Origin of the sequence: Haloarcula sp. CBA1122 (assembly GCF_009741785.1) — an archaeon.
GTDB classification, from domain to species: domain Archaea; phylum Halobacteriota; class Halobacteria; order Halobacteriales; family Haloarculaceae; genus Haloarcula; species Haloarcula hispanica.
The window spans coordinates 27409-42111 of the sequence record NZ_WPCB01000002.1 but is presented as its reverse complement, the minus strand read 5'-3'; the positions used below and the strand labels follow the sequence as shown (position 1 = coordinate 42111).

Annotated in this window: 13 protein-coding genes and 4 pseudogenes; 7 read left to right on the top strand and 10 right to left on the bottom strand. The window is 64.7% G+C overall.

Annotated elements, in window-relative coordinates:
- Positions 1-24: 24 nt before the first annotated feature.
- Positions 25-525: a hypothetical protein gene (locus tag GJ630_RS01215; RefSeq protein ID WP_014040158.1), complete on the bottom strand. Its 501-nt coding sequence runs from the start codon at positions 523-525 to the stop codon at positions 25-27.
- Positions 522-1433: an RsmB/NOP family class I SAM-dependent RNA methyltransferase gene (locus tag GJ630_RS01210; RefSeq protein WP_014040159.1), complete on the bottom strand. Its 912-nt coding sequence runs from the start codon at positions 1431-1433 to the stop codon at positions 522-524. The genes GJ630_RS01215 and GJ630_RS01210 overlap by 4 nt, the downstream gene beginning before the upstream one ends.
- Positions 1434-1484: 51 nt before the next feature.
- On the opposite strand from GJ630_RS01210, the gene GJ630_RS01205 reads away from it, so the two are divergent.
- The 4 genes and pseudogenes from GJ630_RS01205 (at position 1485) to GJ630_RS01190 (ending at position 5169) form a co-directional block, all read left to right on the top strand.
- Positions 1485-2258, top strand: coding sequence for a proteasome assembly chaperone family protein (locus GJ630_RS01205; protein WP_079980829.1), 774 nt, complete (start codon positions 1485-1487; stop codon positions 2256-2258).
- A pseudogene (sppA, locus tag GJ630_RS01200) lies at positions 2258-3252 on the top strand (signal peptide peptidase SppA). Before GJ630_RS01205 ends, sppA begins: the two are co-directional and overlap by 1 nt.
- Positions 3253-3292: 40 nt before the next feature.
- Entirely contained in the window at positions 3293-4414 is a 1122-nt protein-coding gene (locus GJ630_RS01195; RefSeq protein ID WP_129755071.1) for a DUF373 family protein, read from the top strand.
- Between the two features lie 35 nt (positions 4415-4449).
- Positions 4450-5169, top strand: a complete 720-nt coding sequence (locus GJ630_RS01190) for a diphthine--ammonia ligase (RefSeq protein WP_014040163.1) — start codon at positions 4450-4452, stop codon at positions 5167-5169.
- 28 nt (positions 5170-5197) lie between these two features.
- Here GJ630_RS01190 and GJ630_RS01185 read toward each other — a convergent pair whose 3' ends face one another.
- Positions 5198-6166 (bottom strand): sugar phosphate nucleotidyltransferase, encoded by a 969-nt coding sequence (locus tag GJ630_RS01185; protein ID WP_023843233.1) that lies wholly within the window; start codon positions 6164-6166, stop codon positions 5198-5200.
- A gap of 84 nt (positions 6167-6250) precedes the next feature.
- Here GJ630_RS01185 and GJ630_RS01180 point away from each other — a divergent pair, with 84 nt between their 5' ends.
- On the top strand, positions 6251-6898 hold the full coding sequence (locus GJ630_RS01180) for an NUDIX hydrolase (protein WP_064287955.1): 648 nt from the start codon (positions 6251-6253) through the stop codon (positions 6896-6898).
- A gap of 25 nt (positions 6899-6923) precedes the next feature.
- Here the strand turns inward: GJ630_RS01180 and mce are convergent, their stop codons facing one another.
- Together mce and GJ630_RS01170 are read right to left on the bottom strand one after the other, a co-directional pair.
- Positions 6924-7313: a methylmalonyl-CoA epimerase gene (gene mce, locus GJ630_RS01175; RefSeq protein WP_014040166.1), complete on the bottom strand. Its 390-nt coding sequence runs from the start codon at positions 7311-7313 to the stop codon at positions 6924-6926.
- 81 nt (positions 7314-7394) lie between these two features.
- A pseudogene (locus tag GJ630_RS01170) lies at positions 7395-9076 on the bottom strand (methylmalonyl-CoA mutase).
- A 128-nt stretch (positions 9077-9204) separates the two neighbouring features.
- On the opposite strand from GJ630_RS01170, the pseudogene GJ630_RS01165 reads away from it, so the two are divergent.
- Positions 9205-9677: pseudogene (locus GJ630_RS01165) on the top strand (peptidylprolyl isomerase).
- Between the two features lie 19 nt (positions 9678-9696).
- Here the strand turns inward: GJ630_RS01165 and GJ630_RS01160 are convergent.
- Complete coding sequence (locus GJ630_RS01160; protein WP_014040169.1) at positions 9697-10281, bottom strand: GNAT family N-acetyltransferase; 585 nt, start codon at positions 10279-10281, stop codon at positions 9697-9699.
- 108 nt (positions 10282-10389) lie between these two features.
- On the opposite strand from GJ630_RS01160, the gene GJ630_RS01155 reads away from it, so the two are divergent.
- Positions 10390-11094 carry a helix-turn-helix domain-containing protein gene (locus GJ630_RS01155; protein WP_014040170.1) on the top strand — a complete coding sequence of 235 codons (705 nt, stop codon included), beginning with the start codon at positions 10390-10392 and terminating at the stop codon, positions 11092-11094.
- 28 nt (positions 11095-11122) lie between these two features.
- Here the strand turns inward: GJ630_RS01155 and GJ630_RS01150 are convergent, their stop codons facing one another.
- The 4 genes and pseudogenes from GJ630_RS01150 to GJ630_RS01135 form a co-directional block, all read right to left on the bottom strand.
- Positions 11123-11860: an ABC transporter ATP-binding protein gene (locus GJ630_RS01150; protein ID WP_014040171.1), complete on the bottom strand. Its 738-nt coding sequence runs from the start codon at positions 11858-11860 to the stop codon at positions 11123-11125.
- A complete protein-coding gene (locus GJ630_RS01145; RefSeq protein ID WP_146417315.1) occupies positions 11853-12608 on the bottom strand; it encodes an ABC transporter ATP-binding protein in 756 nt (251 codons plus the stop codon). The genes GJ630_RS01150 and GJ630_RS01145 overlap by 8 nt, the downstream gene beginning before the upstream one ends.
- Position 12609: 1 nt before the next feature.
- Positions 12610-13757: pseudogene (locus GJ630_RS01140) on the bottom strand (branched-chain amino acid ABC transporter permease).
- Positions 13757-14701 carry a branched-chain amino acid ABC transporter permease gene (locus tag GJ630_RS01135; protein WP_050037949.1) on the bottom strand — a complete coding sequence of 315 codons (945 nt, stop codon included), beginning with the start codon at positions 14699-14701 and terminating at the stop codon, positions 13757-13759. Before GJ630_RS01135 ends, GJ630_RS01140 begins: the two are co-directional and overlap by 1 nt.
- Positions 14702-14703 lie beyond the last annotated feature (2 nt).

The window sequence follows — 14703 nt, the reverse complement described above, 5'->3', positions numbered from 1 at the left end:
ACCTGCCCGGTTGTACCGCCCGGTTCAGACCTCTCGCCGGCGACCCTTCGGCACCTGGGACCTGAGTTCGCCGTACACGTACAGGCCGACGCCGACCGGTTCGGCCTCGCCGGCGAGGTCGTGGGTGACGACGAGATACCCCCAGTCGCCGTCCCAGTCGAGTTCCTGATCCTCGCCCGCGACGAACGCTCGGGCAGTGTCCTCGTCGAGGTGAATGACGTTCTGGCTGGCGTGCTCGCCGAATCGCTGGACGGCCTCCAGCGTCGGCTTCCAGTGTTCCTGGCGCGTCCGCAGGAACGTCATTCCAAGGCCCTCGATGTCGACAGGCGATGGCGGACTCCCCTGATACAGCCACAGTTTGCCAGCGCCGCGTTCCCAGAACGTGTATCCCTCGAAAGTCTCCGGCGGGACGCCGAACCGCTCGGTCCAGAAGTCGAGGACTTCCTCGCGGGTCGCCCGCTCGGGGTCTTCTCGCTCTTCGTCTGTCTCTGGGAGCCGTGTGAACTCCGTGCTCTGGTCGCTCATTCCGCGGGTACCTCCAGTTTCGCACAGAAGAACCCGCCCGTGTCGTTGTGATGCGGGTAGATGCGCTTGGCGTCGGCGACGCTGGGGTCGAATGTCTCGTCCTGCCACTCGGTGATGCCGGGGGCGTGGTCGAGTGGGAGGTCGTAGTCCACAATTTCGCAAGCCGTCTCGCCGAGAACGTAGTCCAGTACGGCCTCGTTTTCCTCCGGGGCGAACGTACAGGTAGAGTAAACGACGGTTCCGCCGGGTTCGGTCACTTCGACGGCTCGCTTGAGAATGCCTTTCTGGACGCCGGAGATGCCTTCGACGTGCGAGAGCGTCCAATCTTCCAGCGTATCGGGGTTCTTGCGAATGGTCCCTTCACAGGAACAGGGGACGTCAACGAGTGCCCGGTCGTATCCCTCGCCGCCGAAGGGCTTGAGCGAGTGGTTGCGCCCGTCCTCGTGGGTGACAGCGACCGTGGTCGCGCCCAGCCGCTCAGTGTTGGTCCGTAGCGCCGAAATCCGTCCGAGGTTGTTGTCGGTCGCGACGACTTCGCCGGTGTCCTCTATCAGCGCGGCGAGCTGGGTCGTCTTGCTCCCCGGTGCCGCACAGGCGTCCCAGACTCGCTCGCCAGGCTGGGGGTCCAGTACGGTCGCCGGAATCACGGACACTTCCTCCTGCCCGTGAATCCAGCCGTGGAAGTACGGCCAGTTCGCGCCGGGGGAGTCCTCGGGCAGGACGAACAGGCCGTCGTGCCAGTCGACGGGTTCGTAGGCGATGTCCGCGTCCGCAAGCGCCGTTCGGACCCTCTCGACGGAAGCTTTGATGGTGTTGACCCTGACAGCCGACGGTAGCGGGCGTTCACATGCGTCGATGAACGCCTCGAAGTCGTCGATGATGGGTCGGTAGCGGTCGAGTGGTTCCATTGTCCGGCGTTCGCTGGCGGTCGGTTTGTGGGTTTCGAACGGCACCGGCCCATGGCTTTCAAGCCGCCGGCGGCCGATACCACAGACATGGCACACATACAGGTCCACCGCGACGACATTTCGCTCGATTCCCCGACACTGGTCGAGGGGCTCCCGGGCGTCGGACTCGTCGGCAAGATAGCCGCCGACCATCTCGTCGACGTCTACGATATGGAGTACTACGCGTCAGCCCACTGCGAGGGACTGCCAGAAATCGCCGTGTACGGGACGGACGATCCGGACGTTCGCCCGCCGGTCCGACTGTACGCGGATGAGGGCCGTGACCTGCTCGTCCTCCAGAGCGATGCCCCGATCTCCCCGTCCGGCGCGAAGGAGTTCGCCGGCTGTATGGTCAGCTGGTTCGAGGCCAACGACGCGACGCCGATCTACCTCAGCGGCCGTCCTGCCGAGAAAGACGGTGTACCGGACGTGTACGGCGTCTCAACCGGCGACGGGGCGGCGATGCTGGAGGAGGCGAACGTGGACTCGCCCTCGGAGAACGGCGCGATCACCGGGCCGACCGGGGCGCTGGTCCACGAATCACAGCGGGTCGGGCTGACGAGCATCGGGCTCATCGTCGAGGCCGATCAGCGCTTTCCTGACCCGGAAGCGGCGCGGGCGCTCCTGCAGACGGCGATAAGCCCGCTGGCCGACTTCGAGGTCGATACCGAGGCACTGGTCGAGCAGGCCGAGGAAATCGGTCGAGCCAAGGCGCAACTCGCACAGCAGCTTCAGGAAAATCAGGAGGAGAGCACGAGCGCACAGCCGCTCGGGATGTATCAGTAATGGCGGGCACAGACGACATCGTTCGTGGGTTACTGGTCGTAATTGTGGTCGGTATCGGCACGGTCCTGGGCTGGGTGCTGTTCGTCAGACGCCCGACAACCTCGCCCAGTTGCTCGGCGTCCTGCTGGTCGTCGCTGTCGCCGTCGCCACCGCCCGTATCGGCAGCAACGTCGCCGGTTCCCTCCTCCCGGCACACAACGTCGCGGAGGTCGCCGTCGAAGGGCCGATCAGCCGTGACGGCGGTGGCGGCATCACCAGTCCACCGGTGGGCGCGTCGGCCGACGACATCGTCGAACAGATAGACCGTGCCGACGCGGACCGGGGCTCAGAGGCGCTGCTCCTGAAACTGAACACGCCGGGCGGCGAAATCGTCCCCAGCGAGGACATCCGCATCGCCGCCGAGGAGTTCGACGGCCCGACCATCGCCTACGCCACGGACGTCTGTGCCAGCGGCGGCTACGACATCGCCGCCGGCTGTGACGAGCTGTGGGCGCGCGAGGGCTCTATCGTCGGCTCGATTGGCGTCGTCGGCTCGCGGGTCAACGCCAAGGAACTGGCCGACCGGCTTGGCCTTTCCTACGAGCAGTTCACCGCCGGCGAGTACAAGGACGCCGGCGTGCCGTTGAAGGAGATGACCGAGGACGAGCGCGAGTACCTCCAGGGTATCGTCGACGACTACTACGACCAGTTCATCGACACCGTTGCCGAGGGCCGCGAGATGGACGCCGAGACGCTCAAGGACACCGAAGCGCGCATCTTCCTCGGCGACGAGGCCGAAGAGCGTGGGCTCGTCGACCGGCTCGGCACGCGCGACGACGTCGAGGCGAGCCTGGAGCAACGGCTGGGCGAGGCTGTGACGATCAAGGAGTACGAGCCCGAGCGCGGCCTGACCGGCAAACTCCGCGGAGGCGCACAGCAGGTCGCCTTCGCCCTCGGCGCGGGTATCGCCGGCGTCGCCGACGGCGATATCGAGGGCCTCTCCTTCCGGCGATAGCTCGGGAGGTTTTTTATTCGGGGACCGCCTTCGCCGTAGTGTGACTACGCTGGTGGTGTGTATCGACAGGGACAGTCCGGCCGCAGCGGCGTGTCCCGTCGTCGGCCGCGACGCCGTCGAGTCACTCATCACGCAGACGGGCGTCGTAGACCCGGAAGACAGCCGGGTCAACTGTTTGCTGGAAGGGCTCGCGGTCGCGGACGAACTCGAAGCCGAGGGGTCCTCGCCGGTGCTTGCCGTCGTCGGCGGCGGGAGCGACAGTGTCGGCTCGGACCGGGAGATCGCCAGCCAGATCGACAGCCTGGTCACCGAGCACGACCCGGACTCCGCGGTCGTCGTCGTCGACAGTGCCGACGACGAGCGGCTGGTTCCCATCATCGAGAGTCGCGTCCAGGTCGACGCCGTCGACCGGGTCGTCGTTCGTCAGGCCCGCGACATCGAATCCACGTACTACCTGCTCAAGCAGTTCCTGGCCGACGAGGAACTGCGCAAGACGGTGCTGGTCCCCGTCGGGATCATCATGCTCGCGTTCCCGCTGTTGCTCGTCGTCACCAGCCCGACCATCGCCGTCGGCGCTATCGCGGCCGCCATCGGCGTGTTCCTCATCTACAAGGGACTGGGTATCGACGCATACCTCTCCCGACTTCCCAGCCAGACCCGGGAAGCCCTGTACTCGGGACAGGTGTCGCTCGTGACCTACGTCGTCGCCGCCGGCCTTTCGCTCGTCGGCATCTTCGCCGGCGTGCTGGGCGTCTCGGCGGTCGGCGATATCAGCCCCTTCCTGCTTGCGAACCGCTTTGCCTTCGCGTCCGTCCCGTGGCTGACCGGCGCGGCGCTGGCCGCTTCGCTCGGTCGCCTGCTGGACGAACTCATCCAGCAGGAAGGGGTCCGGAGCGCGTACGTGAACCTCCCCTTCGGTGCGGTCGCGGTCGGGCTGGTCGTTCGCGGCTTTTCTGCGTACTTCCTCGAACGCGGTGGCGTGTTCGAGCCGTTTCAGGTGCCGGAGACGAACCTCGGCATCGTTCAGGTCCAGGGGTTCATACTGGAGGCGGGGACCCGCCTCGGGCTGTTCATCCTCGCAGGTATCCTCATCAGCATCGTCGGCGTCCGGGTGGCGACCTACGTCAGCCACACCGATATCGAGGACGAACTGGTGGAATAGACAGCGATTTACGCCGCCGCCGGCTACCGGCGGCTATGACAGACGGCGCGTGGGTTTCGCTGTTCTCCGGCGGCAAAGACTCCTCGTGGGCGTTGTACCGGGCACTGGAACGGGGCCACCCTGTCGAACATCTGGTGACGGTCCACCCGGAGGGCGACTCCTACATGTACCACGTTCCGGCGACTCGACTGGCCCGCCTGGCCGCCGAGAGCATCGGTATCCCACTGGTGGAAATCGAGCCCGATGACTTCGAGGCCGACGACGTGCTCGACTCCGGCGACCAGGGCGACGCCGAACTCGAACCGCTGGAGGCCGCGCTACGCGAACTCGACGCCGAACTGGACGGCGGCATCACCGGCGTCACCGCTGGCGCAGTCGAGAGCGAGTACCAGACGACCCGCATCGAATCGATGGCCGACCGCCTCGAAGCCAACGTGTTCGCGCCGCTGTGGCAAGAGAACCCACGCGACCTCGCCGACGCGATGCTCGACGCCGGCTTCGAGATACGGATCATCCGCGTGGCCGCCTACGGGCTCGATGAGTCCTGGCTGGGTCGCACGCTCGATGCCGACGCGCTCGACGAACTGGAGGCGCTCAACGACGAGTACGGCGTCCATATTCTCGGCGAAGGCGGCGAGTTCGAGACGCTCGTCACCGACGGGCCACACATGGACCGCCGGATCGAACTGGAGTACGAGACGGAGTGGGACGGCAGTCGCGGGACGCTACAGATCGAAGACGCGTGGCTGGCGTAATCGGGAGAATCAAGACGGCTAGGCGGAGTCAGTCGCCGTTCGTCAACTGTGTGTGTGCGCCGATGAGCGCTCCGGCGAGGTCCAGACTCTCGACCTGCGTATCCCGGTCGATAATCGACTCGCGGATGTCCGAATCGAGGATGGTCGTGTCCGGGAACACGATGGTGCCGTCGAGGCTGGAGTTGACGATTTCTGCCCCCGAGAGGACGTGGACGTTCTCGCCGAGCGTGGTGTTCTCGATGGTGGCGTCCTCTGCGACGACGTTGTCGCCGTCGAGTTCCCACGCGACGGCCTCCAGATAGCTTTCGGGCGTCCCGATGTCGTACCAGGCGTCGTCGAAGGTGAACGCCCGGACCGGACCGTCGTCGACGAGCCACTGGATGAACCAGCCGGGTTCGTCGGGGTTGTTTCCATCTTCGAGATACTCGTTGAAGCGAATCGCATCGGCCGGGAACGCGTAGCAGGCAATCGAGACGAGCGTGCTGTTGGGGTCGTCGGGCTTCTCTTGAAAGTCCGTGACTTCCTCGCCGTCCAGTTCGATGAGGCCGTAGGAACTCGCCTTCTCCCGCGAGCCGACATCGTAGGCGGCGAGCGTGGGATCGCCGTACTGCTCGAAGTAATCGACGAAATCGGCGATGTCGAAGCTGATGAGGTTGTCGCCGGCGATGACCAGCAGGTCCTCGTCGCCGAGCCCCTCCCGGTCGACCAGTTGGGCGAGCGCGCCGACGACGCCGAACTTCTCGTCCTCTTCGGCGGTTTCCTCGACGGTCAGGGACGGCTTCTCGAAACTACTCGCGGCGATGTGGTCCCGGAAGTCGTCGGCAAAGCGCTGATTCGTACTGACGAACACGTCCGAGATGCGATCGTCCTTCTCCAGTTCGCCCAGAATCCGGTCGATGACAGTCGTCTCACCGACTGGAAGCAGCATTTTGGGCCGGTTCTTGGTGACAGGCCAGAGCCGGGTGGCGTACCCGCCTGCGAGGACAATCGCTTTCATGTCCGGAAGCAGACAACCAGAATACAAGTTCTTTTTCATCGGCTGGACCGCGGCACTTATCGGTGGCCCGCAGTATCACCTCGTATGACTGGCGACGACACCCCGGCCGACGCGGAGGCCGGCGATGCGAACCTCACAGAGAAAATCAACCAGACGAACGTCGACAAGCGCATTGCGAGCCTGGAAGCGGCCTACGACGAGGTTCCGGTCACCGAGGAGGCCTTCGAGCTGTCGCCCGACGAATACGCTGACGTGTTCGCTGCGACACGCGGGACCGGCTACTCCGGAAACAGCGTCGTGTTCGTCACTCGGGACGGCTCCGAGTTCCCGGAGCTAAGCGACCAGATACCCGATCAGGCGGCCGGCGACACCCGCAACCGCGTTCTGCTGGTGCTGGGCCGCGGCGCTGATATGTGGGCGCTGCCGGGCGGCGGCAAAGGCGACGAATACGAATCGGTACAGGGGACCGCCGTCCGCCGCGTCAACGAACAGACCGGCATCCGCTGTACGGTCACCGGCGTCGCAGAGGTCGTTCACTCGAAGTACTATCCGGATACCGACGCACAGGGATCGGTACACACGCTAGACATCTACCTCGAAGCGGAGTACAAGAAGGGAAGCCTCGATGTGGACGAGTCGGAACTCGTTGGAGCGGCGTGGTTCGCGGAGCCGCCCGAGCGGCTCACGCCCGGTGCCGAAGAACGGTTTGCAGCGTTGCTCGACGACGAGTGAATCCGGGCCCGGGACGAGAAGCCGATTAGTGTTCGACTAACTCCACGAGCACCCCGCCGGTCGTCTTCGGATGGAGAAAGGCCACGTCGTGTCCCCACGCGCCGGGCCGCGGCTTCTCGTCTATGAGGTCGATGCCGCAGTCACTGACTGTCTCTAGCGCGGCAGCGATGTCGTCTGTCTCCAGGGCGACGTGATGGATACCCGGGCCGTTGCTGTCGAGATATCTGGGAATCGCGCCGTCGGCGTCCGGCAGCGGTTCCAACAGTTCGAAGTACCCGTTGCCCATCTCCAGAAACGTCACCTGCAGGCCGTCGAACGTCTCCTCGTGGACGACCGGTGTTTCGAAAGCCTCGGCGAACAGTTCCACGAGCGGAGCGGCGTCGTCAGTTGCGATACCGGCGTGGTCGAATCGCATGGACGGCCGTACACCGGGGTAGCTTATAATTCTGGAGCACAGATGGCTCGAAAACAGGACGGTCCCGCGTTTCGACCGACCTTACATCGACGAACCGGGCTGGTACTCGCCGAACACGTCCCGGAGCACGTCACACACCTCGCCGGTCGTGGCGTACACCTTCACGGCGTCGATGATGTAGGGCATGACGTTCTCGTCGCCCTCGGCGGCCCCCCGGAGCGCGTCGAGTTTCGCCTCGACGGCCTCCTCGTCGCGCTCCTCCCGGACGGTGGCCACGTTGTCTTGCTGGGCCTGTTCGACGGCCTCGTCGACTTCCTCGATGTCCTGTTCGCCCTCTTCTTCGACCTGATACTCGTTGACGCCGACGATGATGCGCTCGCCGGCCTCCTGTTCGCGCTGGCGCTCGAAGGCCACGTCCTGGATCTGGCGCTGGACCCACTGCTCCTCGATGGAGCGGCGCATCCCGCCGCGGTCGTCGACCTCCTCGATGAGGTCGCGGGCCTCGGCTTCGAGTTCGTCGGTCAGCGACTCGACGTAGTAGCTGCCGGCTAACGGGTCGATTGTGTCGGCCGCGCCGGATTCGTGGGCGAGTATTTGCTGGGTCCGCAGCGCAGTCCTGACAGACTGCTCGGTCGCAGGCCGATGGCCTCGTCCTTGCCGTTGGTGTGGAGGCTCTGGGTCCCGCCGAGGACCGCCGCGAGTGCCTGGTAGGACACGCGGACGACGTTGTTCTCGATCTGCTGGGCGGTCAGCGTCGAGCCGGCGGTCTGAGTGTGGAACTTCAGTTGCTTGGACTTGGGGTTCTGGGCGTCGAAGCGCTCGTCCATGATTTTCGCCCAGAGGCGACGCGCGGCCCGGAACTTCGCCACCTCCTCGAAGATGTTGTTGTAGGAGGCGAAAAAGAACGACAGTTGCGGGGCGAACTCGTCGACATCGAGGCCGGCCTCGATGGCTGCCTCGACGTACTCGATGCCGTCCCCCAGCGTGAACGCGATTTCCTGAGCAGCCGTCGAGCCGGCCTCGCGGATGTGATACCCCGAGATGGAGATGGTGTTGAACTTCGGCGTCTCGGCGGCGCAGAACTCGAAGATGTCGGTGATGAGCCGCATCGACGGCTCCGGCGGGTAGATGAACGTGTTCCGGGCGATGTACTCCTTGAGAACGTCGTTCTGGATGGTCCCGCGGAGTTCCTCGCGGTCGACGCCCTGCTTGTCGCCGACGGCGATGTACATCGCCAGCAGCACCGACGCGGGGGCGTTGATGGTCATGCTGGTCGACACCTCGTCCAACGGGATGCCGTCGAACACGGTCTCCATGTCGTCCAGCGAGTCGATGGCGACGCCGGTTTTGCCGACTTCGCCGGCAGCCATCGCGTGGTCGGAGTCGTAACCCATCTGCGTCGGGAGGTCGAACGCCATCGAGAGCCCAGTCTGGCCCTGGTCGAGTAGGTAGTTGAACCGCTCGTTGGTCTCCGTCGCAGTTCCCATCCCGGCGTACTGGCGCATCGTCCAGAGTCGGCCTCGATAGCCGGTCGGATACACGCCGCGGGTGTACGGTTCCTGGCCGGGGAAGCCCAGATCCTCTTCGTAGTCGAGATCGGAGATGTCTTCAGGGGTGTACAGACGGTCTACTTCGTGTCCCTCGGTGTCCGTGGTGAACGTCTCCTTGCGTTCGCCAAAGCGGTCGACGGTGGGCTGGACGTCGTCTTCCTCCCACTGAGCCTTCGACTCCCGTATCTCTTCCAGCTCGTCGGGGTCAAACATGGACGGATTGTCGGACGGCGGAGGCTTAAGGGTTCTTAAATCCTTCACGGTTTGTAATGCATCCCGTCACGATACGGCAGCGCGCTGTTCCGAGGTGGGTTTATATCGTCGGTATCTATCGAGGACGTATGCCAATCGAACCGGGAGACGGCGTCACCATCGAGTACGTCGGCCGCTTCGAGGACGGAAGCGTCTTCGATACGTCACGTCCCGAAGTCGCCAGAGAGCACGGACTCATCGAGGCACAGGGCGTCGAGGCGAGCGAGTACGCACCGCTTTCCTTCACCGTCGGTGCAGGGGATATCATCGAAGGGATCGACGAGGCCATCGTCGGAATGACTGCGGGTGAGGAGGCCACTGTCACGGTGCCTCCGGCGAAAGCTACGGGGAGTTCCAGGCCGACCGCGTCCGCGAGTACGACCCCGAGACGTTCGAGGGTATGGTCGGAAAAGAGCCGGAGGTCGGGCTCCACGTCGAGGCCGAGAACGGCCTCCACGGGGACGTGACTGCGGTCCGAGACGACGCTGTCGAGGTGGATTTCAACCACGAACTGTCCGGCAAGACGCTCGTGTTCGATATCGAAGTCGTCGACGTCAGATAATCCGTCCGTCGTCGGATAATCAGTCGCCCGTGTCGTACTTGTAGGTCGCTTCGTCGGGATCGATGCCGAAGTCCTCGGGTCCCTCCTCCGGCTCGGGTTCCTCGGACTCGCCGGCACTGGCCTGCTTGAACCGTTTGCGGAGGTGCCCCGGTACTTCGAAGCGGTCGATGGCCACCCGGAGCGGCACCGCGTCGGGCTGGATGTTCTCCTGTTTGGTCGCGAGCCGGTCCCGGAGCCGGTCGGGGAGTTGCGCCGGTTCGATGCGCTCGAAGCCGAACTGCGAGAGATACTCCGAGGCGTTCGTCAGCGAGTAGACTGTGTCGAACCCCTCGTCGCCGGCGTACTCGACCAGGCGCTCGATGACGTGTGCGCCGACCCCCTGGTTGCGCCACTCCGGCAGCACGCCGATACTGGTCAGTTCACAGACGGACTCCTCGTCGCCCTTGTGGATACGGATACGACCGAAGCCCGCCTTTTCGTGGCTCTCCTCGTCGATAGCGACGACGTAGTCCCGGGATCTGAAAGCCGTCTCGTCCAGCCCCATCTCCTCGATACGGTCGAGCAACCAGACTTCCTCTCGGTTTTTCGCATCCCGGACGTACATACTCGAAAGTTAACTGCCGCAGTCAAAAGGGTTTGCGGCGTGACTGGCACGGTCGGGTTACGTGGCGGATAGGCAATCACTAAGAGAGTTCAACATGATTGATTACCCATGATCTCGCTCGAGATGGACATGGTCCAGTACGACTGTCCGTATATCGACACAACACGGGACTACGAAGTGTCGTTTCTGGCCAAGCAGTGGGATTTCCACCCTGTCGAGCGGGAGTTGGAGACGCGGATCATGGTCAACGGCGCAGACCGGGAGGAACTGGATCGCGGGCTGAACGCGCTCGAAGCACACGACCACATGGAGTCCTATCAGCTCCTCCGCCGGAAAGGCGACCTGGCGCTCATCCGCTCACGAATCGACGAGACGAACGCGATGAGCGTCATCCGCGACCACAGCGGCTACATTACCGGGCCGTTCCGCATCCGGAACGGGTCGGAAATCTGGCACGTCGGCTTCGATACCGAACGCGTCGCGGAGGGCACCCTGTCTGAACTGGAGCGGGACAACGACTACACCATCCGGTCCCGCGAATCGGTCGACCTCGAAGACTACTACGACCTGCTGCAGAACATCGACTCGGCAAAGCGGCTGGTCGATGGCTGCCGGGAGCTGTCGGATGTGGAGCGGGACACGCTGGAGAAAGCCGTCGAGGGCGGCTACTTCGACACGCCGCGGGACGCCACCCTGTCGTCGCTCGCCGAGGAGTTCGATGTCTCTAAGATGGCTATTTCGAAGAATCTGCGCCGCAGCCAGCGGAAAATCCTCGACCGCGTCACGACGGCGATGAACGACGTGACCGAGTAGGCCACCGATCCGGCGCTCCGGTTTTCCGCTACTCCGTACCGCTCCCCTGCATCAATTTCTGGATGTCTTCGTCGGCCGCCAACTCCTCCGGGTCGCCGCTGGCGACGATGTCGCCCCGTTCGATGACGTACAGGCGGTCGACGACATCGGGGACGTGCGTGACGTTGGACTCCGCGATGAGCACCGCGATGTCGCGGTCGTTAATCTCCCGGATGTAGCGTTTGAGGCTCTCGACGACGACCGGGGCTAGCCCCTCTAGCGGTTCGTCGAGGATGAGCAGGTCGGGCTGAAGCGCTAGCGCCCGGCCAATAGCGACCATCTTTGCCTGGCCGCCACTGAGGTTCTGGACCTTCGCGTCCCGGCGGTCGTCGAGTTCGGTCAGCACGTCGTAGACGCTCTCGATGACCGCGTCCTCGTCGTCGATACCGCGGGCCTTCCCACTGGTCCAGATGGGGAGCCGGAAGTTTTCGTCGACAGTCATCCCGGTGAACAGCTTCCGGTCCTCGGGCTGGTAGCCGATGCCCCGCTTGGGAATCAGCTCCGAGCGGATGTCGGTCAGCTCCTCACCGCGGAACCGGACCGAGCCGCTCCAGACCGGCGTCAGGCCCATGATGCCCCGGAAGGTACTCGTCTTGCCGGCCCCGTTCCGGCCGACGAGGCCGACCGCCTCGCCGGCGTTTACGTCGAGGTCGACGTCCTCGGTCACCTGAAACCCCTCGACGGCGGCGTTGAGACCGCGGACGGAAAGCAGGGCGTCGCTACTCATCGTCACCCACCCCCAGGAGGAGCCGTCGGAGTTCGTCGTCCGTTTCGAGCATCGTCGGCGGACCGACCCCGTGGACGGTCCCCTGATGGAGGGCGACGACGCGGTCGGCGTACTCCGTAACGATGTCCATGTCGTGCTCGATGGTGACCGTCGTGACGCCTTCGGCGCGGCCGACCTCGACGATGGTCTCGATGACGTACTCCTTCTCGCGGGTCGAGACGCCGGAAGTCGGCTCGTCGAGTAGGAGGTAGTCCGGGTCGAGGCCGAAAGACATCGCCACGTCGAGCAGTTTCCGGTCGCCGTGGGGCAGTTCCTCGGCGACGGTGTCGGCGGCGTCTTCGAGCCGGAACTTCGCCAGCAGTTCCTCGACCTGTGCCTCGACCTCCTCGTGACCGTCGGCCATAGAGAACAGGCTCCAGGTCTTGCCCTGTTCGGTCAGCACCACCGTCCGGAGGTTCTCACGGACCGTCATCTCCTCGAACACCTTGACGACCTGGAAGCTCCGGGCGATGCCGGCGTCGACGCGCCCGTTTGCCGACATGCCGGTGATGTCGTCGCCGTCGAGGACGATGGAGCCCTCGTCCGGCGAGAGAAAGCCGGTCAGCAGGTTGATGAACGTCGTCTTCCCGGCCCCGTTCGGGCCGACGATGAAGACGAGTTCGCCGTCCTCTTTCCCGAACTCGAGCGTGATGTCGTCAGTCGCGACCAGTTCACCGAAGGACTTCCGCAGATTGCGTGCTTCGAGCATATCAGTCGACTCCGAAGAGGATTATCCGCAGGCTGGTCAGCGACTCGGCCACCTTCTGCTCTATCGATTGCACGGCGGTCCGGCCCCACGATGACAGGACGGAGGGTTCTCGACGCAGTTCATTGAGCCGCGTGTTGACGATGCCGCCGGACCGGAGCGAGCCGACGATTCCCCGCGGGAAGCCGTACACCAGGATCAGGAGCACTACGCCCGTCAGGAAATCGTAGTACTGGGTCACGTCCTGCCCAACGTCCTGCAGGAAGACGAGGACGACACCGCCGATGAGCGGCCCGACGAGTGTCCGGAACCCACCCAGAATCGCCATGAACAGGATGTCACCGGACCGGAGGAAAAACAGCGTCCCCTCCGGACGGACGTACTGGCGGACGACGGCGTACAGCCGCCCGCGACGCCGCCGTAGATGCCCGAGATGACGAACGCGGCCCAGACGTAGCGGCGGACCGGCAGGCCGATGAACCGCGCCCGGGTCCGTTCCTGCCCGATGGCGTCGAGGGCGTTTCGGAACGGCGACTGCGTGATGCGGTACATCACGAACAGGCCGATGAGGATGACGACCACTGTCAGGTAATACGTCAAGATCTGGTACACGTCGGGGCTAAACGCGGTCCCGAACAGGAGCGGCTGGTTCGCCGGCCCCGGCCGGATCGGGAGCCCGTCGCTCCCGCCGAGCGCGCTCTGGCCGAGCGCGATGGCGTACAGGAGCTGGCCAAAGGCCAGCGTCAGGAGGGCGAAGTACAGCCCGGTGTGTCGCAGGGATAGCACTCCGATGATGGCTGCCATCACCGTCGCGGCGGCGATGGCCCCGAGCAACAGCAGGCCGACGCTCTGGACGCCGGCGTAGCGGGCCAGCACTGCGGTCGCGTACGCGCCGGTGCCGAAGAAGGCCGCGTGGCCGAACGACGTGAGCTTCGTGTGGCGAAGCAGGAGGTTCAGCCCGACCGCCGCGAAGCCAAACAGCAGGCCCTGGTGGATGACGCTGAGCTGGAGGCTGTCCGAGAGGCTCGCGACGTCGGGAATGATGAACAGGAACACCACCCCGAGGGCGAGGAAGGCCGCCTCCCGCCGAGTCACTTCGACCCCGAGGAAGCGGTACGCCGGCGTCCCGTCGCGGTCGACGCGCTCCGGCATCACGCCGTCTCACCCCACGTCCCGAACAGCCCTTCGGGCTTGACTAGCAGGATTAGCGCCATGATAGCGAACGGGGCGGCGATCTCGCCCGGCGGGTACAGCGTAATCATCCAGCTCCGGATGACACCGACCAGGAGCGCGCCGACGAACGCCCCCCGGAGGCTGCCGAGGCCGCCGATGACGATGACGACGAAGGAAAGCACCAGCGGGTTGGTGCCCATTTCGAGCGTTGCCGACGTGGGCGGGACCGCCATTGCACCGGCGAAACCGGCGAGGAAGGCTCCGAGCGCGAACACCAGCGTGAACACGCGGTCGGTGCTGACGCCGATGGCGGTGGCCATCTCGCGGTCGATGGCCGTCGCGCGGATGATGCGCCCCGTCTTTGTGCGCTCGAAGAACCAGAACAGGCCCACGACGACGACCGAGCCGACGAGGATGACGAACACGTTGTAAGTCGGGTAGTTCAGCCCGACAAGTTCGCTCGTCGGAATCGTGTTGATGGCGCTGTACACGGCGTCGGTCCGTATCGAACTGTCCCCCCAGATGAACTTCTTCACGTCGAGGAGGATGAGCAAGAGGGCGAAGGTCAGCACCAGCTGGTACACCTGGTCGCGGTCGTAGATCTGCCGGAGGAACACCGCCTCGAAGAGGGTCCCGACGGGGAGGAGGATGGCTGCTGTCACCAGAACGGCTGCGAGAACCGCGAGAACGAACACGGCGGTACCGACGACGTCGCCACCCGGTGGGCCGACGACACCGATAATAAACCCGAACACACCGATGGCGGTGTACGCGCCGATGGAGAACAACTCTCCGTGGGCCAGGTTCAGGACGTCCAGGATGCCCAGGATGACGGTCAGGCCCGAGGCTATCATGAACAGAATGAACCCGAACTGGATGCCGTTGAGCGTCTGGACGAGCGCGGCTGTGGGTGTTACGGCCATGG